Origin of the sequence: Pectinatus brassicae (assembly GCF_014201835.1) — a bacterium.
GTDB classification, from domain to species: Bacteria; Bacillota; Negativicutes; order Selenomonadales; family Selenomonadaceae; genus Pectinatus; species Pectinatus brassicae.
Genome location: NZ_JACHFH010000002.1, coordinates 103,351 through 121,519, shown reverse-complemented (window position 1 = coordinate 121,519; position 18,169 = coordinate 103,351). Strand labels below are relative to the sequence as shown.

General features: G+C 36.4%; 18 protein-coding genes and 1 riboswitch. Of the genes, 13 read left to right on the top strand and 5 right to left on the bottom strand.

All coding sequences use genetic code 11. The annotated features are described in order from the left end of the window. The first annotated feature begins 21 nt into the window (after nt 1-21). From HNR32_RS01545 to HNR32_RS01520, 6 genes are all read left to right on the top strand, one after another. Nucleotides 22-1,194: an L-aspartate oxidase gene (locus tag HNR32_RS01545; RefSeq protein ID WP_183859020.1), complete on the top strand. Its 1,173-nt coding sequence runs from the start codon at nt 22-24 to the stop codon at nt 1,192-1,194. Nucleotide 1,195: 1 nt separating this feature from the next. Continuing rightward, nucleotides 1,196-2,065 (top strand): carboxylating nicotinate-nucleotide diphosphorylase, encoded by an 870-nt coding sequence (nadC, locus tag HNR32_RS01540; protein WP_183859019.1) that lies wholly within the window; start codon nt 1,196-1,198, stop codon nt 2,063-2,065. Nucleotides 2,066-2,101: 36 nt separating this feature from the next. Then, nucleotides 2,102-2,632: a transcription repressor NadR gene (locus HNR32_RS01535; RefSeq protein ID WP_183859018.1), complete on the top strand. Its 531-nt coding sequence runs from the start codon at nt 2,102-2,104 to the stop codon at nt 2,630-2,632. A gap of 552 nt (nt 2,633-3,184) precedes the next feature. Continuing rightward, entirely contained in the window at nt 3,185-3,913 is a 729-nt protein-coding gene (locus tag HNR32_RS01530) for an amino acid ABC transporter ATP-binding protein (RefSeq protein ID WP_183859017.1), read from the top strand. Between the two features lie 3 nt (nt 3,914-3,916). Next, nucleotides 3,917-4,627, top strand: coding sequence for an amino acid ABC transporter permease (locus tag HNR32_RS01525; protein ID WP_183859016.1), 711 nt, complete (start codon nt 3,917-3,919; stop codon nt 4,625-4,627). Between the two features lie 32 nt (nt 4,628-4,659). Beyond that, nucleotides 4,660-5,532: an ABC transporter substrate-binding protein gene (locus HNR32_RS01520; protein ID WP_183859015.1), complete on the top strand. Its 873-nt coding sequence runs from the start codon at nt 4,660-4,662 to the stop codon at nt 5,530-5,532. 309 nt (nt 5,533-5,841) lie between these two features. Here HNR32_RS01520 and HNR32_RS01515 read toward each other — a convergent pair whose 3' ends face one another. Continuing rightward, nucleotides 5,842-6,957 carry a 4-hydroxybutyrate dehydrogenase gene (locus HNR32_RS01515; protein WP_183859014.1) on the bottom strand — a complete coding sequence of 372 codons (1,116 nt, stop codon included), beginning with the start codon at nt 6,955-6,957 and terminating at the stop codon, nt 5,842-5,844. A gap of 15 nt (nt 6,958-6,972) precedes the next feature. Beyond that, nucleotides 6,973-8,364: an aspartate aminotransferase family protein gene (locus tag HNR32_RS01510; RefSeq protein ID WP_183859013.1), complete on the bottom strand. Its 1,392-nt coding sequence runs from the start codon at nt 8,362-8,364 to the stop codon at nt 6,973-6,975. Nucleotides 8,365-8,651: 287 nt separating this feature from the next. On the opposite strand from HNR32_RS01510, the gene HNR32_RS01505 reads away from it, so the two are divergent. The 4 genes from HNR32_RS01505 (at nt 8,652) to leuB (ending at nt 12,945) form a co-directional block, all read left to right on the top strand. Continuing rightward, the gene (locus HNR32_RS01505; RefSeq protein WP_183859012.1) at nt 8,652-9,833 is read left to right on the top strand and encodes a PucR family transcriptional regulator; all 1,182 of its coding nucleotides are present in this window, start codon (nt 8,652-8,654) and stop codon (nt 9,831-9,833) included. 270 nt (nt 9,834-10,103) lie between these two features. After that, nucleotides 10,104-11,363 (top strand): 3-isopropylmalate dehydratase large subunit, encoded by a 1,260-nt coding sequence (gene leuC / locus HNR32_RS01500; RefSeq protein WP_183859011.1) that lies wholly within the window; start codon nt 10,104-10,106, stop codon nt 11,361-11,363. A gap of 24 nt (nt 11,364-11,387) precedes the next feature. Beyond that, nucleotides 11,388-11,885 (top strand): 3-isopropylmalate dehydratase small subunit, encoded by a 498-nt coding sequence (locus HNR32_RS01495; protein ID WP_183859059.1) that lies wholly within the window; start codon nt 11,388-11,390, stop codon nt 11,883-11,885. Then, nucleotides 11,878-12,945 carry a 3-isopropylmalate dehydrogenase gene (leuB, locus tag HNR32_RS01490; RefSeq protein WP_183859010.1) on the top strand — a complete coding sequence of 356 codons (1,068 nt, stop codon included), beginning with the start codon at nt 11,878-11,880 and terminating at the stop codon, nt 12,943-12,945. Before HNR32_RS01495 ends, leuB begins: the two co-directional genes overlap by 8 nt. Nucleotides 12,946-12,980: 35 nt before the next feature. On the opposite strand, the gene HNR32_RS01485 is transcribed toward leuB, so the two are convergent. Genes HNR32_RS01485 through HNR32_RS01475 form a run of 3 tightly spaced genes read right to left on the bottom strand, consistent with a single transcriptional unit; the run spans nt 12,981 to nt 14,789 of the window. After that, complete coding sequence (locus tag HNR32_RS01485; RefSeq protein ID WP_183859009.1) at nt 12,981-13,385, bottom strand: ExbD/TolR family protein; 405 nt, start codon at nt 13,383-13,385, stop codon at nt 12,981-12,983. After that, nucleotides 13,372-14,004: a MotA/TolQ/ExbB proton channel family protein gene (locus tag HNR32_RS01480; RefSeq protein WP_183859008.1), complete on the bottom strand. Its 633-nt coding sequence runs from the start codon at nt 14,002-14,004 to the stop codon at nt 13,372-13,374. The genes HNR32_RS01485 and HNR32_RS01480 overlap by 14 nt, the downstream gene beginning before the upstream one ends. A 29-nt stretch (nt 14,005-14,033) precedes the next feature. Continuing rightward, nucleotides 14,034-14,789: an energy transducer TonB gene (locus HNR32_RS01475; RefSeq protein ID WP_183859007.1), complete on the bottom strand. Its 756-nt coding sequence runs from the start codon at nt 14,787-14,789 to the stop codon at nt 14,034-14,036. A 115-nt stretch (nt 14,790-14,904) separates the two neighbouring features. Beyond that, nucleotides 14,905-15,077: riboswitch (cobalamin riboswitch) on the bottom strand. 268 nt (nt 15,078-15,345) lie between these two features. Between HNR32_RS01475 and HNR32_RS01470 the strand changes: the two genes are divergently transcribed. Genes HNR32_RS01470 through HNR32_RS01460 form a run of 3 tightly spaced genes read left to right on the top strand, consistent with a single transcriptional unit; the run spans nt 15,346 to nt 18,150 of the window. Continuing rightward, nucleotides 15,346-16,158 (top strand): ABC transporter ATP-binding protein, encoded by an 813-nt coding sequence (locus HNR32_RS01470; protein ID WP_196611110.1) that lies wholly within the window; start codon nt 15,346-15,348, stop codon nt 16,156-16,158. A 38-nt stretch (nt 16,159-16,196) separates the two neighbouring features. Then, nucleotides 16,197-17,117, top strand: coding sequence for an apurinic/apyrimidinic endonuclease family protein (locus HNR32_RS01465; protein ID WP_183859006.1), 921 nt, complete (start codon nt 16,197-16,199; stop codon nt 17,115-17,117). A gap of 31 nt (nt 17,118-17,148) precedes the next feature. Continuing rightward, nucleotides 17,149-18,150, top strand: coding sequence for an ABC transporter substrate-binding protein (locus HNR32_RS01460; protein WP_196611109.1), 1,002 nt, complete (start codon nt 17,149-17,151; stop codon nt 18,148-18,150). Nucleotides 18,151-18,169 lie beyond the last annotated feature (19 nt).

The window sequence follows — 18,169 nt, the reverse complement described above, 5'->3', positions numbered from 1 at the left end:
AAGTAAAGGGGATAGCGAAAAATGGAAGAATTTGAATATGATGTCGTAATCGTTGGCTGTGGTGTTGGTGGTTTATATACGGCACTTAATTTATCACAGAATAATAAAGTATTGATAATAACTAAAGCCGACGAAATAAGCAGTGATTCGATGCTGGCACAGGGCGGAATTTGTGTATTGCATGATAAGGATGATTATGATGCTTATTTTGAAGATACAATGAAGGCTGGTCATTATGAAAATCGACAGGAAAGCGTAGATATTATGATACGTTCCAGTCGTAAGATTATCGATGATTTATTGCAGCGCGGCGTGCGCTTTGCCCGAAATGATGATGGTTCCTTGAAATATACACGCGAAGGGGCTCATTCCCGTCCCCGTATCTGTTTTCATGAAGATATAACAGGTAAAGAAATTACGACAACATTATTAGCAGAAGTGAAAAAAATGGCTAATGTAACAATTAAAGAATATGTAACAATGACTGATATAATAGAAGAAGCACGGCAGTGCCAGGGCATAAAAGCTGTGGATAGAGAAAATAAGGAATTGTTGATAAAGGCACCTTTTGTGGTAATGGCTACAGGTGGCATTGGCGGCTTATATGAACATTCCACCAATTTCCCACATCTGACAGGCGATGCCTGCCGTATAGCCAAACAGCATAATATTCAGCTTGAACATATGGATTATGTGCAGATACACCCAACAAGTCTCTACAGTGAAAAAGCTGGACGCAGTTTCTTAATATCAGAATCGGCCCGTGGTGAAAAAGCCATTTTACTTAATAATAAAAAAGAACGATTTGTCGATGAACTTTTGCCGCGTGATATTGTATCCAAGGCTATCTATGAGCAAATGGAAAAAGAAGGCAGCAAGCATGTCTGGATGTCATTTGAAAATGTTCCCGATGATATTATAGTGCAGCATTTTCCGCACATTCAGGAAAAATGTTTGGAAGAAGGCTATGATATATTAAAAGAACCGATACCGATAGTTCCGGCACAGCATTATTTTATGGGAGGTATTCATGTAAACAGTGATTCGGAAACAACGATGAAAAACTTGTTTGCTGTGGGTGAAACAAGCTGTAATGGTGTACATGGCAAAAATCGTTTAGCTAGCAACAGCTTGTTGGAAAGTCTTGTATTTGCTAATCGGGCAGCGGTGGAAATAACACGGAGAATGATATAAGATGAATAATATAACAATGGAATTAGTGGCTGATAAATATATAAAAATGGCATTGGAAGAAGATATCAATGGTGAAGATGTAACGACAAATGCTGTTATGCCGCTGGCACAAAATGGCGATGTGGAGCTTATTTGTAAGCAGGATGGTGTTATTGCCGGGCTTGATGTTTTTAAGCGGGTATTTACACTGCTGGATACGACGGTGCAGGTAGAGCTTTATGTAAAAGACGGTGATGCAGTATGTGCAGGTGATAAATTGGCGGTCGTAACAGGTGACGTGCGGGTACTATTATCAGGTGAACGTACAGCACTAAACTATTTGCAGCGGATGAGTGGTATTGCTACATATACCAGTCAAATAGTTGAATTGCTACAGGGGAGTAAAACCACATTGCTTGATACTCGTAAAACAACACCATGTATGCGTATTTTTGAAAAATATGCTGTTACTGTAGGTGGTGGGAAAAATCATCGTTATAATTTATCAGATGGCGTATTGTTAAAAGACAATCATATAAATGCTGCTGGTGGGGTAACAGCAGCAATCGCTATGGCTAAAAAGTATGCACCATTTGTCCGCAAAATTGAAGTTGAAACGGAAACGATGCAGATGGTAGAAGAAGCAGTGGCAGCAGGGGCTGATATAATAATGCTTGATAATATGACGGTCGATGAAATGAAAAAAGCTGTAGAGTATATTAATGGACGAGCTTTGACCGAGTGCTCAGGCAATATAAATAAAGATAATATTGAAATGCTTATTAATATTGGTGTAGACTATATATCTAGTGGAGCATTAACACATTCAGCACCAATATTGGATTTGAGCTTAAAGAATCTACGGGTATTTGATATAAGCTATAAATGCTAAAATAAACGGAGCTGATAAAAGAGGGAGGATGATATAATGACAGGGCAAGAACGTAGAAAAATCATTATTGATGCGATGGAAAAATCCAATGAACCTTTATCAGGCAGTGATTTAGGCAAATTTACTAATGTCAGTCGACAGGTGGTAGTTCAAGATATTGCCTTGCTTAGAGCGCAGGGCTATACGATAGTATCTACTAATAGAGGGTATATTCTTACTGATGTGCATCGGTTTACACGACTAGTTAAGGTTCATCATAGTGAGGAAAAGACAGTGGATGAGTTGCAGACAATTGTTGATTTAGGTGGAACAGTGGTTGATGTACATGTTAACCACCGTGTTTATGGAAAGGTAAAGGCACAGCTTAATATAAAAAATCGTCGTGATATAAAACTGTTTTTACAGGATATGCAGACGGGTAAATCAACACCACTGATGAACATAACGGCAGGTTATCATTTTCATCTGATCAGTGCAGAATCTAAAGAAGTTTTAGATGATATAGAAGCAGCCCTGCGTGAAAAAGACTATTTAGCTGAAGTATTACCATATGAAGTAGAAGATTAGTTTACAAAAATTAATAAAATATAATTTAATATCCTTTAATAAAGAACAATAATGCTGATATAAATATGATGAATAATGGCGTTATTGTTCTTGTTTTTATATATTGGCAATTATAAGGCTAATATTTGATAGATTTAATAAGACTTAAACTTATTTTGCATATATATAAAAATATTACTTTTTTATAAAAAAATAGATTAATACTTTAACAAAAATAATGAAAATAAAAATAAAAAAATAAGGCATTAATTGTTTTTAAAATGACAAATTGTGCTATAAAAACAAAAAAATACGGAAAAATTGTGCATGTGTACATTGACTTAATTGCGGTATACATGATAAAATAAGTCCAATAACTGAGAATAATTAGAGCGATGGCGCTCATCTTCTGTAAAGGAGATGAGCGCTTTTTTTTATCAAAAACTTGATGGCAGTTATGTAATTATTTTATTTATTAGTATATTTCTGGTTCTCAGTTAGGAATAGGAAATAACAATAACATTATTCGCATTTAAAGGAATTTTTGTTAGTAGTATTGAAGAGGTGTTTAGCATGTTCAATATATTTGAGCTGGGAAAAAATTATGGTGATAATGAAGTTTTAAAAAGTATAACGATGCGCATTGATGATGGTGAAGTAATATGTATTATCGGGCCATCGGGTTCAGGGAAAAGTACATTTTTGCGCTGCTTGAATTTATTGGAAGTACCTACTAGCGGACAGATTTATTATGATGGAACATTGCTTGATGATAAGCTGGATACCAAAAGATTGCGCCGGGAAGTAGGCATGGTGTTTCAACGGTTTAATTTATTCCCCATGTTCACGGTATTAAAAAATGTAATGTACGCACCAATGCATGTAAATAAAATGAAGAAAAAGGAAGCGGAAGAATTAGCCCGCAGTCTTTTAGCCAAGGTTGGCCTTGCCAATAAGGCTGATGCCTATCCAGCACAGCTTTCAGGTGGTCAGCAACAGCGTGTGGCAATAGCAAGAGCCCTTGCCATGCAGCCCAAAATGTTATTGTTTGATGAACCAACGTCAGCACTTGATCCGGAGCTTGTAAATGAGGTCCTTACAGTTATGCGGGATCTACGCAAAGAAGGTATGTCGATGGTCGTTGTTACGCATGAAATGGGATTTGCCCGCGATGTATCTGACAGAGTTATATTTATGGATAAAGGTTATATAGTAGAAGAAGGTGCCCCTGTAGAAATCTTTAATCATCCTAAGGAAGAACGTACACAACAGTTTTTAAACAGGGTTTTAGTGGGGGTATAAATCATGAATATTTTAGGACAATTACATTTTTCTGAGGCAGCAAAATATTTGGCACCATCACTCTTGCACGGTTTTGGCGTCGTAGTAGAGGCAACAATAATAGGTTTCTTTTTGGCAACAATAGTGGGGATATTTATTGCTATAGGCAGATTATTTGGCTGGAAACCACTTAAAGCATTCTTATATGGTTTACTGGAAATAGTTCGTGGCACGCCATTGCTTGTGCAATTAGTATATATTTATTATGTTATGCCGCTGCTTATCAATTTGATTGCCGGAATGTTTGGCTATAAGACTGATGTGCAGATAACACCACTTACAGCTGGTATTGCCGGCTTGGCAATAAACTATGGCTGCTATATGTCAGAAGTAATAAGAGCAGGTATTGTATCAATTGATAATGGACAGACAGAAGCGGCGCTTGTTTTGGGCTTCGGTCGTTATGAAACCTTGTTTCGGATAGTTATGCCGCAGGCTTTGCGTGGTATCATTCCATCTTTGGGGAATTATCTGGTAATGATGATAAAAGACACATCTCTTCTGGCTTATGTTGCAGTTAACGAACTTTTGCTGCGCACCCAGACTTTTGCTTCGCAGACTTTCTATACAATTGAAGCTTATACTTATTTGGCGATTGCCTATCTGATACTAAGTGTTCCGTTGTCACATCTTGTTAAATTTATAGAATATAAATTGTCTTCAGCCAGTCGTTAATAAAAAAATGATATAAAGAGAGGTTTGATTTTATGCGTAAACATGGTAAAAAAATATTAGTTTTAGTGATGTTAGTGTTGTCTTCTTTATTTTTATTGGTGGGCTGTGGTTCAGAAAATAGTCAAAAAGCAGCTGATAACCAAAGTACTTTAGCAAAAATTAAGGAAAAGGGTGTTTTGGTAGTTGGTTCATCCAATGATGCACCATTTGCCTATATGGATACTAAAACCAATCAATTTGCCGGTATCGATGCAGAAATAATCACAGAAATAGCTAAAAGATTAGGTATTAAAAAAGTAGAAATGAAGCATGTTCCATTTGAAAACCTATTGATTGGTTTAAATAATGAAGCAGTGGATATGGTTACTGATGGAATGTATATCAAACCTGAACGTCTGCAAAAAGCAGCTTTTACTAATATCTGGTATAAAGAAGGGGAAGCTATTGTTGTAAAAAAAGATTCTCCAATAAAAAGCAAAGCTGATTTGAAAGATAAAGTTATCGGTGGACAAAAAGGTGTTACTTTCCTTGAACTAGCAGAAAAATGGAAAAAAGACGGGGAAGTAAAAGATGTCAAAGTATTTAATAGTCAGGCTGAATTGATGATGGCTGTAAATACCGGCAAAATAGATGCATGTATTACCGACGGTATCGTTGCTGCTTATACCATTAAAACCAGCGATAACTTAGATGTAAAAATATTAAGCCCTTATAAAGCTGAAGCATCAGGTCAAATTGGTGCAGCTGTAAGATTTAAAGATAAAGATTTACTGGATGCCGTTAATGGCGAATTGGAAAAAATGCGTGCTGATGGCAGCCTCAAAAAGATTTTGGAAAAATATGGTTTGACCGAAGACTTCATGGTATTGTCTGCTGATGAAGCAAAAACTAAGAATGTAAAATAAATAGCAAATAACAAAAAAGGAGCACTGCCGTTTTGGCAGTGCTCCTTTTTGTTATTCGTTATGGTGAAAGTTAATAATGAGATAAAAAGTACGAACAGGCTATGGATATATGTTTATTTTTATTAAAGGAGTATTGTGCATACTGACTTCCTTTAATGAGCTTTAAATACGGCATATAAGCAATTAAAAAGGAAAAGATGATAAAAAGTATCGGCATAAATAAAAACAGCTGTAAAGAAGAATGAGAAAGCATATTTATAAGCATAATAAAATCCCTCCGTTGCCGGAGGGATTAAAAGAAGATTTTTGTTAATAAAGTTGTTTATAAATAGATAAGACATTGGCACTGGATAGTTCACAGCAATTATTAGCCATTAGGCGGCCCTGCTTTTGCATTACTACATCGGTAAATGCTGTTAAGTCATTAGTAGTTACACCGTATTCATGCAATGCTTTTAGCGGAATGATTTGCTGCAATAGTGCTTCTAGTTGGCTAAAAACATTATTAGCAGAACAGTGCAGGATAGTCGCTAAATGCTGTTTTAAAGCCTGTAGAACAGGTTTGTTTTCAATCAATTCATATGTTTTATAAACCTGCATAAACATAGCATAATTAGCTTCGCCATGCGGCACATGATAAGCGGCACCTAAAGGATAGCTAAGGGCATGTACTGCGGCACAGCCGGCATTGCCAAATGCAATACCAGCATAAGTGCTGGCTGTAAGAAAGTCATGTAGTAATTTATCATCTAAAGCAGTTTTATCTGCGGCAATTTTTTGGTAACCAGCAATAATTTTATCCATAGCATTTAAGGAAAACATTTGTGTCAGTTCAGTAGCTTTAGGTGAAGTAAATGATTCTATGGCATGGATTAGTGCATCCATGGAGCTGGTGGCAAAAAAGCGAAATGGCAGATCATGCAGTAATTCTGGAATTAGTACAGCTTCATCGGCAAAAAGAGCATTATTGGCCAGACCTAATTTAGTTTTGTTTTTTGTCAGCTCCAATATAGAAATATTGGTTACTTCACTGCCGGTACCACAAGTAGTCGGTATTAAAATTAATGATTTATTTTTTTGCGGTGTTATCTCACCAGCGAATAATTTATCAACAGGCATTATTTGCTTTAAAGCAAATAATTTGGCAACATCGAGAATTGTACCGCCGCCAATAGCAAAAACGCGTTTTATTTCTATATTTTTAATATCATTATAAATACCTTCAACCATTAAATCGGTAGGTTCACCAACACCGTATTTGCGATAATCAATAATAGTGGCATTAGTAAATTTATTGGCAAAGTTAGCATCTAAGGAACGCTGGCTGATAAATACAAGGTCACCTTTGCCAATGGCATATTCATTGCAAAATTCAGCTGTAGAATCACATACGTTGATCTGGGGCGCCAAAACAAAACTTTTCATTATTTCCTCCATTAATCAGGCACCGATATTAGCAGCAGAAGAATCTTCCTGATAATTAGTGCATTTTTTGATAGCAGCTTCAAAAATATCAAGACCGGCGTCTAATTGTTCGTCGGTAATAACTAATGGGGCTAAGAAACGAATGACATTGCCATGTATACCGGCATTTTCGATTAATAAGCCATGTTGGGCAGCTTCTTTAATTAAGTTATTGACAAGTGTACTGTCAGGCTGTTTACTTTCTTTGTCTTTAACGAATTCTATGCCAATCATTCCGCCTAAACCGCGAATGTCACCGATAACATCATATTTTTGCATCCATTCATTATAGCGTGAAATCACTTTTTTGCCAATTTCAGCAGAACGCTGGGCTAAATTATCACGCTGCATGATTTCAATGGTTTTTAAGGCAGCAGCACAGGCAAGGGGATTACCACAATAGGTACCGCCGATAACACCACCTGGAACAGACTGCATTATTTCATCACGGGCACTGATAGCACTTAATGGAACACCAGCAGCAATGGATTTTGCCATGGTGATAATATCTGGCTGAACACCAGCGTCTTTCCAGTATTCTGTAGCAAACATGCGTCCAGTGCGGCAAAAACCAGATTGAACTTCATCAGCAATCAGCAAGATGCCATATTGGTCACAGATTTTGCGCAGTGCTTTGACCCATTCAATAGGGGCAGGAATAAAGCCGCCTTCACCTTGGAGTGGTTCAACAACGATAGCTGCTACATGCTGAGGGTCAGAGCAGTTATTGAATGTTTCATGCAATTTTTCGATATAATAATCAATAGCGGCTTCTATTGGCATACCTGCTGGACGGCGGTAAAGATAAGGGAATTCAGCACGGTAAACACCATCAGGGAATGGTCCCATACCTTTAGCATAAGCTTTTTTAGCAGTCATAGACATTGTAAGCAGGGTACGGCCATGGAAAGCACCGGAAAATACAATGATATTTGGGCGTTTAGTAAAAGCCTTGGCTATTTTTACGGCATTTTCATCGGCTTCGGCACCGCTGTTAGCAAAGAATGTTCTTTTTTTATCACCTTTTACTGGGACTAAAGAATTTAGTTTTTCAGCAAGGGCAACATAACCTTCATGGGTTACAACATTGAACATGCCATGAAAATATTTATCAGCCTGAGCTTTTACGGCAGCAATTACTTCCGGATGGCTGAAACCAATGTTTAAAACACCCACACCACCGATGAAATCCAAGAAACGATTGCCATCAACATCTTCGATAATCGCACCTTCAGCATGATCGATAACGACTGGATAACCGCAGCGAATAGCAGCAGGAATGGCTTCATCACGACGATTTATAACAGCAGCGGCTTTAGGGCCGGGAACAGTTTCAGTAATAATTTTAGGTAAAGCAGTTTTTAACATAATAAAATCCCCCTTGATAAATAAAAAAATACACAGCAAGGTCTTATCCGTATGGATGGCACCTTTGCCGTGTCCTTATTTAATGTATAGATATATGGTAGCTTAATGCTAAGATGACTGCAACGGGACAGGTAACTAATTTTTTACGAGACATTTGTACTTCGTGCACAAAATATGCTTGAAGAATGATGTTTATTTATTGTATTATTGAAATAAGATTATTTGATTATTGTTTTTTAGTAATAATCGCTGGGGAAAATAAACTGCTGGATATATGGAGATAAATAATGTCGATTCATTTAAAAAAATTATGTGCCGAAACGAAGGATATCTATCAACTAACATTATTAACAGCAAAAAAAACATTGGAAAAAGAAATAATTTGGGTGCAATATACGGAAGATATTGCTACCTCTGATTTCTTGCGCGGCAATGAGCTGATAATAACAACGGGTCTTTGTTATAAGGAAAAAGATTGGCTAAAAAACTTTATTGAAGAATTAATCAGCCGCAAGGCCGGAGGATTAATTGTAAATACCGGTAAGTACATTCAGCCTGATGATATAGATGAAGAAATAATTACTTTATGCAATGAGCATAAACTGCCGCTTATTATTATGCCATGGCGCATTCATTTAGCTGATATAATGCAGGACTATTTAAATAGGTTGTTTTTAGCTACGCAAAAGGAAAATGATATTACCGAACATATTAAGGCCGTTCTTTTTGAGCCTAAATTAGTAAAAAACTATGCTGAGTATTTTAGACGCCATGATTTAGATAAAAAGAGTTTTTATATGGTAGTAACGGCAATAAAGAATGAAACAATTACAGATAAGTTACAGGAAATCTTCATTTTAAGGCTGAAAAATATAATGAATATTATTGGTGAGAGATATCTTATTTTTTGGCAAAAAGATAAGTTGGTAATATTATTGTTTTCCAATAATATTGAGACTATAGAAAAATTACTGGCTGATATTAGGCAATCATTTACGTTTAAGCAGCCGGATAAAAAAATAATCTATGGTATAAGTTCACGGCATGACGAATTTATCGAGCTGGTTTCAGCTTTTAAGGAAGCGGCAGCTGCACAAATTGTAGCTGAAGCTCAGCAGAAAAATGAACTGTTTTTTGACAAGATTGGTATATATAGGTTGTTATTTACAACAAATAATAAAATACTGCTGCAGAAAATGCACGATTCATTATTGCAGCCATTAGTAGAGTTTGATAATAAGCATAATTCGCAGCTGTATAATACCCTGCGGACATATTTGTTCAATAATAACAGTCTTAAATTAACAGCGCAGATTGAATTTACCCATCGCAATACTATAAACTATCGTATTATAAAAATACGCAATATTTTAGCTTGTGATTTTGATGATGCTGCCATGCGCTTTGAATTAATGCTGGCATTTTATATAGCGGAATATTTGAAAATAACAGAAGCGATAAATGATTAACTGTAATAGACTAATAATGTAGATAAATAAAGAAAAACGCAGCAACCTATTATTATATTATTAGGTACTGCGTTTTATTTGTAGTTAACAAAATCTTGACAAAAGGATAAAAAATGTACTATCATAGCATACAGGCTAATTTACAGTTTTACACATAAAATCAATAAAAATATCAAATATATTGGTAAAACTGTTGAAATAATAATTAAAAACAGCTGGAAAAGATAAAAAAATATAAAAAGAGTTTTTATAGGTGGAGGGGTTTTACTTATGGGAATGAATATGACTGAGAAAATTTTGGCAATGCACGCCGGATTGCAGGAAGTAGCACCTGGTCAGTTGATAACTTGTAAACTAGATATGGTACTGGCTAATGATGTTACAGCACCACCGTCTTTTAAAGAGTTTGAAAAAATAGGTGTGCCAGTATTTAATAATACGAAGATAGCACTAGTTCCTGACCATTTTACACCTAATAAAGATATAAAATCTGCGGCACTATCCAAAGCAGTGCGTGATTTTGCCCAAAAACATAATATTATCAATTATTTTGAAGTAGGCCGCGGCGGTATTGAGCATGTTATATTACCGGAAAAAGGGATAGTCGCACCGGGGATGCTTACCATCGGAGCTGACTCCCATACATGTACATATGGTGCACTGGGAGGATTTTCTACCGGTGTGGGGACTACTGATTTAGCCGTAGGATTGGCAACTGGTGAAGCTTGGTTTAAAGTACCGGAAACAATAAAGGTAAATCTTACAGGCGAAAAACCAGCGGATGTTACTGGTAAAGATGTAATGCTGACGCTTATTGGCATGATAGGGGTAGATGGGGCATTATATAAAGCAATTGAATTTGCTGGTGACGGCGTAAAAGCATTGTCCATGGATGACAGATTAACTATTGCTAATATGGCGATTGAAGCCGGCGGCAAAAATGGTATATTCCCAGTTGATGATGTTACCAAAGCTTATATCAAAGACAGAGTGAAAAAAGAATACACGATAGTAGAAGCCGATGCGGATGCTAAATACTGCCAGAATGTAGAAATAAATCTATCTGAACTTGTTCCAGTAGTGGCTTTCCCTCATTTACCGGGCAATACCAAAAAAGTGAATGAAATTCCGGAGATAAAGATTGATCAGGTAGTTATCGGTTCATGTACTAATGGACGTATTGAGGATATGCAGATTGCAGCGCAGATAATGAAGAATCGTACAGTCCATAAAGATGTCCGCTGTATTGTAATTCCGGGCAGTCAATGGGTTTATAAGGAAATGATAAAACGCGGTTATGCTGATATCTTTATTGATGCCGGAGCTGCTGTGAGCACACCAACCTGCGGACCATGTCTAGGAGCACATATGGGAATACTTACAGCACATGAACGCTGTGTTTCTACAACTAATCGCAATTTCCGCGGACGTATGGGACATGTGGACAGCGAAGTTTATTTAGCCGGACCACAGGTAGCAGCAGCTAGTGCTGTTTTGGGCAGAATTGCCCAGCCGAGTGATTTGAAATAATAAATTATGATGGGAGAAATAAAAATGGCATTAGAAGGAAAAGTATGGCGCTATGGCGATAATATTGATACGGATGTTATTATTCCAGCACGTTATTTAAATTCATTTGATCCGCAGGAATTGGCTTCTCATTGTATGGTAGATATTGATGAATCATTTGCCCAGAATGTGCAGGAGGGCGATATCATGGTCAGTGGCAAAAATTTTGGCTGTGGTTCATCGCGCGAACATGCACCGGTTGCAATAAAGGCTAGTGGTGTGCCGGTTGTAATTGCGGCAAGCTTTGCTCGCATATTTTACCGCAATGGTATAAATATCGGACTGCCATTACTCGAAATCGGTGATGATGTAGAGAAAATAAGCGCTGGTGACAGATTGCGTGTCGATAAAGTCACGGGAAAAATAGAAAATCTTACAACCGGTGATGTGTTTAATGCTCATCCATTGCCGGGATTTGTTGAGAATATAGCTAAAGCCGGCGGCTTGATAAATTACATTAAGGAGAAAAAAATCAATGCCTAAAAAAATAGTTGTCATCCCCGGTGATGGAATAGGAAAAGAAATAACTGATGGTGCTGTTGCCGTTTTGCAGGCAGTCGATAAAAAATATAAGCTTAATTTAGACTATGATTACTATGATGCGGGCGGTACAGCCTATGATAAATTTGGTGTGCCTTTACCGGAAGATACTTTAAAGGCGGCACAGCAGGCCGATGCGGTGTTATTTGGCGCTGTCGGTGGTGATAAATGGGATAATGTTGCACCGGATTTGCGTCCGGAAAAGGCAATTTTAGGTTTGCGTAAGGGACTTGGTTTATATGCTAATCTGCGTCCGGTCAAGACTATGGATGCACTTATTGAATACTCACCATTAAAGCCGGATATTGTACGCGGTACTGATGTAATGATTGTGCGTGAGCTTATTGGCGGCGTATACTTTGGCGATAAATGTGAAGAAGAAGATTATAACGGTACGAAAAGGGCCTGGGATTTAGAAAATTACAGTATCCCGGAAGTGGAACGCATTGTTAACCTAGCGATGCAGACAGCACAGGGACGCAAAGGAAAAGTTACTTCGGTCGATAAGGCCAATGTGCTTGCTACTTCGCGTTTATGGCGAAGAACAGCGGCTCAGGTAGCGGCCAAATATCCTGATGTAAAAATGGATAATATGTATGTGGATAATTGTGCTATGCAGCTGGCTATAAATCCTACTCGTTTTGATGTTATCGTTACAGGTAATTTGTTTGGTGATATCTTAAGTGATGAAGCGGCTGTATTGGGTGGTTCCATTGGACTTATGCCATCGGCAAGCATTGGGGAACAGACCAGTCTGTATGAACCAATACATGGTTCAGCTCCTGATATTGCAGGTAAGGGAATAGCCAATCCATTGGGGACTATTTTATCGGCAGCAATGCTATTGCGTTATTCACTGCAGGCCGATGAAGCAGCTGATGCCATAGAAAAGGCAGTTAAGGATGTACTAAGTCAGGGCTATCGCACAGCTGATCTTTATAGTGAAGGTTTTAAAAAAGTAAATACTGAGCAGATGACACAAGCTGTTATTGCTAATCTATAAATAAAAAACTCTCGACTTTTTAAGCCGAGAGTTTTTTATTTATTGTCAGAAGCCAGCCCAAAACGGGTAATGCCGGCACCTTTTAAGTTATCGAGTAAATTCATCAGCATGTTGTAATTTATATCCTTATCGGCTCTGATTACAACAGCAAACTGCGGATTTTTAGCTTTTTCCTGCTGTGCCTGCTGTAATAAAGCAGATTGGCTGATAGGTTTATCTTCAAGATATAAGCTGCCATCTTTTTTTAAACTTACTACATAATTGGCCTGTTTTTGCATCTGGGCATTGCTGGTCTTGGGCATATCAACCGGAACAGTTTTTATATTGGTCATATATAATGTACTCAGCATAAAAAAAACCAGAAGAAAAAACATTATATCGATCATCGGAATAATCATAACTTCAGGTTTGTTGATGGAACGGCGATCACGCAGACGCATGATTTTCACCCCGTGCATAATATGCTTCAACTAAAGAAAAAGACTGCTCCATATCGGTAATGATATTATCAATTCTTTGGGTGAAATAAGCATGTATTATCAGAGAAATTATGGCAACACAAAGTCCCATGGCCGTAGCGATAAGAGCTTCGCCAACACCGCCGGTAATAGTGGCAGTCTGCCCTGATTGTAAATTAAATACACTAAAAGCTGAGATCATACCGCTGATTGTGCCCAAAAGACCTAATAGTGGTGCCATGGTAACAATAACATTTAAATAATATAAACGGCGGCGAAACTTAGCCAGAATAATTCCTGACTGAATTTCAAAAAATGCTTTGATATTATTGGCAGCCATTGGCGATTTTATCATTGCAGAATGCAGGATTAAGGCCAGGCTGCCATGGCTTGTCGCGGTTAGTTGCTGTGCTTCAGCAAATTTGTCATTATTCATCAATCGATAAAAAACAGCAGCAAACTGGCGTCCAGAATCAAGCTGACGAAAATACAAGAAACGCTCAATACCTATTGATAGAACAAATAATGAGCATAATAGCAGAATGTACATGACAAAACCGCCTTTATGAAAAATGGTAATGCCCTGAGTAATAAAATCCATAAATATTCTCCTTAGTATAAGCGTAATTATTAATTATTTAGATGAAAAGTAAAATTTTTTGAGATGCGGCAACGTACGTTTTGATTACGACTGTTGCGGGCGGGGACAAATTTATATTTATAAGCAGCGTTAATAGCAGCATTATCGAAGGCGGTTTGTCCAGAGGAACTTGTAATAGTAACATTTTCTACGTGACCGGAAGCACTTATGAGCATGGTTAAAGATGTAGTGCCTTCTAAGCCCGAAGTTCGCATGCTGTCGGGATAAATTGGGGCAGGAGAATTAGTAGGCCGTGGTGGGATGCTGACACGAAGTGCATCGGGATTAGAAGTACTTCCATTACCGGGATGACTGCCGGAGCCATAACCTTGTCCATTTCCAGATGCAGCACCAGAATTTGTACCAGTACCATTGCCAGTACTATTTCCTGCATATTGCGTGCCTGCAGCAGTACCAGAAGCATTATGCTCAGTGAGTGCATAATGTTTTGTTAAAGAAGTAACAGTTGTTGATACTTGTGCAGCCGATGGATTTTCTGTGTCAGAAACATTATTTTGTGATGCTGATAAGGTTATAGCATTAGTATTGGCAGAGGTACCTTCATTATTAGAGCCGCCAGAAGATAAATATGTTGAATTATTATCAACGATATAAATTGTAGTATCAGGATTGGCATTAACATGATTAACAGAGAAAAAACCAGCGGATGCCAATGAAATAAATAAAAGCAGATGTATAAATAACGAAGTGAACCAAGCTGTTTTATTATACGAAAATGATAGCATAATATTACCTTTCTAAAAAAATAAAGAGTACATTTCCGATAAGAATGTACTCTTTGCTGATAAGATAAATTTCTATCATGAAAGATAATCCCCATTCCCATCGCTCGTGAGTATAACGGTGATTTTTAAACAGGCAGTTCTTCTGGCTCGGGATCATTACCATAGTGCGCCTTCCCAGTTTCCCAGTGGCATTGATGCACAATGATTCCCCTTTACAGCGGCGGGACCGCGACGGTGTTGACCGTACTTTTCTATTAAGCGTTAAGCACCTGTTTGTTTATGTGATAATAATTATTATCAATAATAAAATCTACTACATATAATATAAAGCTTTATGATATTTGTCAAGAACCATATATCTTAACAAATAATAGGATATTGATATTATTCTTTTTAAATTATATAATGAAGCTGTCTGCTGGCAATTAGCCAGTTTTTTTGTTTGAAAAATAGATATATGTTAATAGTACAATAGTATTTTGTGTGAAAGTGTTTACTGTAGATAAAATATATTAAGGAGTGTTTTATCATAGAAAGTATCATAGAAATTGAAAATTTGTCAATTGGCTATAAGAATAAAAATATTATATCCAATATTAATACTACAATAAATAAGGGGGAGGTAGTAGGAATTATAGGACCAAATGGAACAGGGAAAAGTACATTTTTAAAGACATTACGAGGAATAATTCCGCAGATAGGTGGAGAAATAAAGTGTTTTAATAAAAATATTTTAGATTATAGTGAACGGGAGTTAGCTAAATTAATAGCGTATCTACAGCAGGATGTATATGTGGGTTTTGGTTATACCGGTAAAGAACTAGTTTTGTCAGGACGCTATCCTTATTTGAAATGGTGGCAAAATGAGGCTGAAAAAGATGAAAAATTGGCGTTGGAATGCATGCGGTATACTGGGACTTTAGAGTTGGCAGATATCCCTGTAAATGAAGTTTCTGGAGGGCAGAAACAGCGCATTTTATTAGCAAAAATATTGGCACAACAAACACCAATTTTATTTTTGGATGAGCCGACAACAGGTTTAGATATGGTTTATCAGGAGGAAATTTTTCGTTTTGTACGAGAACTGGCACAAATAGGGAAGACTGTAGTAATGATTGTGCATGAATTAAATTTGGCAGCTAAATATTGTTCACGCATTTTATTGTTAGGAAACAATAAAGTTTTAGCTGAGGGTTCGCCAAAAGAGGTTTTTACAGAAAAATTGCTTAGTATAGCATACAAGGTACCTATACGAGTATTGTATGATGATAATAGTAATAATATTGAAATAGCGGTAAAAAGTGATATGAACAGAGAACAACAACGAAAAAAATTATTACAGGATATGTTTCTAATATATTTTAATTGACTATATAGGGGGTATATAGTTTATTATAACAAATAATTATGAAAAACTTATTGAATTATTGTGCGATACAATGGTATGAAAGAGAACTGGAAAATAAAAATATTGATTTGGAACAATATTTATTGCAACATAAATTAGATGGTGTGGAGCAGTATATATATAATGGGCAATTACTGTTAAAATCATATGCTGACATTAGTGTGGGAGTTCATTTAGCATACTGGCCTCAATGGCTTGAATTTTGGAAATATAATAAATCGAATAAGACTATTGTTGTGAAAAATAGACATGAATGGATAGAAAAAATAAGAACTAATATTAAAGCAGCACTTACCCAAAAACCAGAATATCTTGTTTGGCATATTGCAGATTGCAGTGAAGAAGAAACTTATACATTTAAATTTAAACATACAGATATGGAAGTAGTAGCTGCCGCTGCAGAGGTTTTTAATGAGGTGGTTTCAGATATACCCTCAAATGTATGGATTTTATTTGAAAATTTGTGCTGGCCGGGCTTGCGATTATTGGATAAGGATATTATAAAACGATTTCTTTCGCTTATTAATAAAAAAAATATTGGTATTATACTTGATACAGGTCATTTAATGAATACGAATCCATTAATAAGAACACAAACAGAAGCGGTCGACTATGTCTGCAGGATTATATCTGAACTGCATGAGGAGTCTCAGGTCATAAAGGGACTTCATCTAAGCTGCTCATTATCTGGTGAATATCAGCAGTCATTTAACCATTGTTTGCCGGATAACATAGAGAAAGCGGATCTGATGAAGCATATTATTTCTTTAGATCAACATCGGCCATTTACTAATAAAGTAGTACAAAAAATATTTAATTATGTGCAGCCGGAATATGTGGTGCATGAACTAATATACGATAATTTTACTGATTTAGATAATCTTTTAAAACAACAATTTGTATCAGTGGGAAATATATAGTTTAAGCTAATTAAAGAGAAAGGAGTAATACATGCAGAAAAAAACAATAATAGGAATATATATGAGTATATTATTAATAATATATTGTGCTATGTTATTAGCAGGTTGTGACAGCAATACTGCTGCAATAAAAAATCAGGACGGTCGATATTCTGTTGTTGACAGTCAAGGCACGACTGTGGAGTTTTCATCTAGACCTAAGCGAATATTAACTTTATCTATGAGTACCGATGAAATTGTATTAGGGTTAGTTAAACCAGAAAAACTAGTGGCAGTTAATTATTTGTTGGATGATTCTACAAGTTCGAATGTTTCTGGACTGGTAAAAAATATTAATATAAAAATTAAAAATCCATCGGTAGAAAAAATATATTCGTTGAAACCTGATATAGTAATTGTTCCGAATTGGGGAGATTTGGCAAAAGTAAATAATTTACGTGATATGGGACTTAATGTAGTTGTAGTTCCTGGAGCGAAAAATATACAGGATGTTAAAATTTCAATACAGATTATAGCTGATGCATTAGGTGAGCATAATAAAGGAATAAAATTAATTGCCCTTATGGATAAGAAACTGGCAGATATAAAAAATAAAGTTGATAAGATTCCTGAAGATAAACGTAAAAAATTAGTGCTTATTTCATTAATGTCTGCATATGGTGGTATCGGATCGGCATTTGATGACGAATGCAGATCTGCTGGAGTTATTAATGGTGCAGCTACAGCCGGAATACATAATGGAGAGGCGTTGACAAAAGAAGAATTGGTAAAAATTAATCCGGATATATTATTAATGCCTACATATAATGATCATGGAACTTTTAATATAGAAAAGTATAATCAAAAATATCTTTTAGATCCCTCATTACAGACAATAAAGGCCATAAAAGACAAGAAATTAATATATCCAAGGGAAGGGTATATTTATAACGTTTCGCAGGATATTGTTTTTGGTATTCAAGAAATTGCTCGATGTGTATATGGCAGCGAATTTAATTTTCCTGATAATATGCATTTATCAGTTGTTGATTAAAATAAAACCACTGTTTAAT

What these genes read in the sequence shown, in the direction of transcription:
- HNR32_RS01545 (WP_183859020.1), top strand. Translation starts at nt 22, where the DNA reads ATGGAAGAATTTGAATATGATGTCGTAATCGTTGGCTGTGGTGTTGGT.
- nadC (WP_183859019.1), top strand. Translation starts at nt 1,196, where the DNA reads ATGAATAATATAACAATGGAATTAGTGGCTGATAAATATATAAAAATG.
- HNR32_RS01535 (WP_183859018.1), top strand. Translation starts at nt 2,102, where the DNA reads ATGACAGGGCAAGAACGTAGAAAAATCATTATTGATGCGATGGAAAAA.
- HNR32_RS01530 (WP_183859017.1), top strand. Translation starts at nt 3,185, where the DNA reads ATGTTCAATATATTTGAGCTGGGAAAAAATTATGGTGATAATGAAGTT.
- HNR32_RS01525 (WP_183859016.1), top strand. Translation starts at nt 3,917, where the DNA reads ATGAATATTTTAGGACAATTACATTTTTCTGAGGCAGCAAAATATTTG.
- HNR32_RS01520 (WP_183859015.1), top strand. Translation starts at nt 4,660, where the DNA reads ATGCGTAAACATGGTAAAAAAATATTAGTTTTAGTGATGTTAGTGTTG.
- HNR32_RS01515 (WP_183859014.1), bottom strand. Translation starts at nt 6,957, where the DNA reads ATGAAAAGTTTTGTTTTGGCGCCCCAGATCAACGTATGTGATTCTACA.
- HNR32_RS01510 (WP_183859013.1), bottom strand. Translation starts at nt 8,364, where the DNA reads ATGTTAAAAACTGCTTTACCTAAAATTATTACTGAAACTGTTCCCGGC.
- HNR32_RS01505 (WP_183859012.1), top strand. Translation starts at nt 8,652, where the DNA reads ATGTCGATTCATTTAAAAAAATTATGTGCCGAAACGAAGGATATCTAT.
- leuC (WP_183859011.1), top strand. Translation starts at nt 10,104, where the DNA reads ATGGGAATGAATATGACTGAGAAAATTTTGGCAATGCACGCCGGATTG.
- HNR32_RS01495 (WP_183859059.1), top strand. Translation starts at nt 11,388, where the DNA reads ATGGCATTAGAAGGAAAAGTATGGCGCTATGGCGATAATATTGATACG.
- leuB (WP_183859010.1), top strand. Translation starts at nt 11,878, where the DNA reads ATGCCTAAAAAAATAGTTGTCATCCCCGGTGATGGAATAGGAAAAGAA.
- HNR32_RS01485 (WP_183859009.1), bottom strand. Translation starts at nt 13,385, where the DNA reads ATGCGTCTGCGTGATCGCCGTTCCATCAACAAACCTGAAGTTATGATT.
- HNR32_RS01480 (WP_183859008.1), bottom strand. Translation starts at nt 14,004, where the DNA reads ATGGATTTTATTACTCAGGGCATTACCATTTTTCATAAAGGCGGTTTT.
- HNR32_RS01475 (WP_183859007.1), bottom strand. Translation starts at nt 14,789, where the DNA reads ATGCTATCATTTTCGTATAATAAAACAGCTTGGTTCACTTCGTTATTT.
- HNR32_RS01465 (WP_183859006.1), top strand. Translation starts at nt 16,197, where the DNA reads ATGAAAAACTTATTGAATTATTGTGCGATACAATGGTATGAAAGAGAA.
- HNR32_RS01460 (WP_196611109.1), top strand. Translation starts at nt 17,149, where the DNA reads ATGCAGAAAAAAACAATAATAGGAATATATATGAGTATATTATTAATA.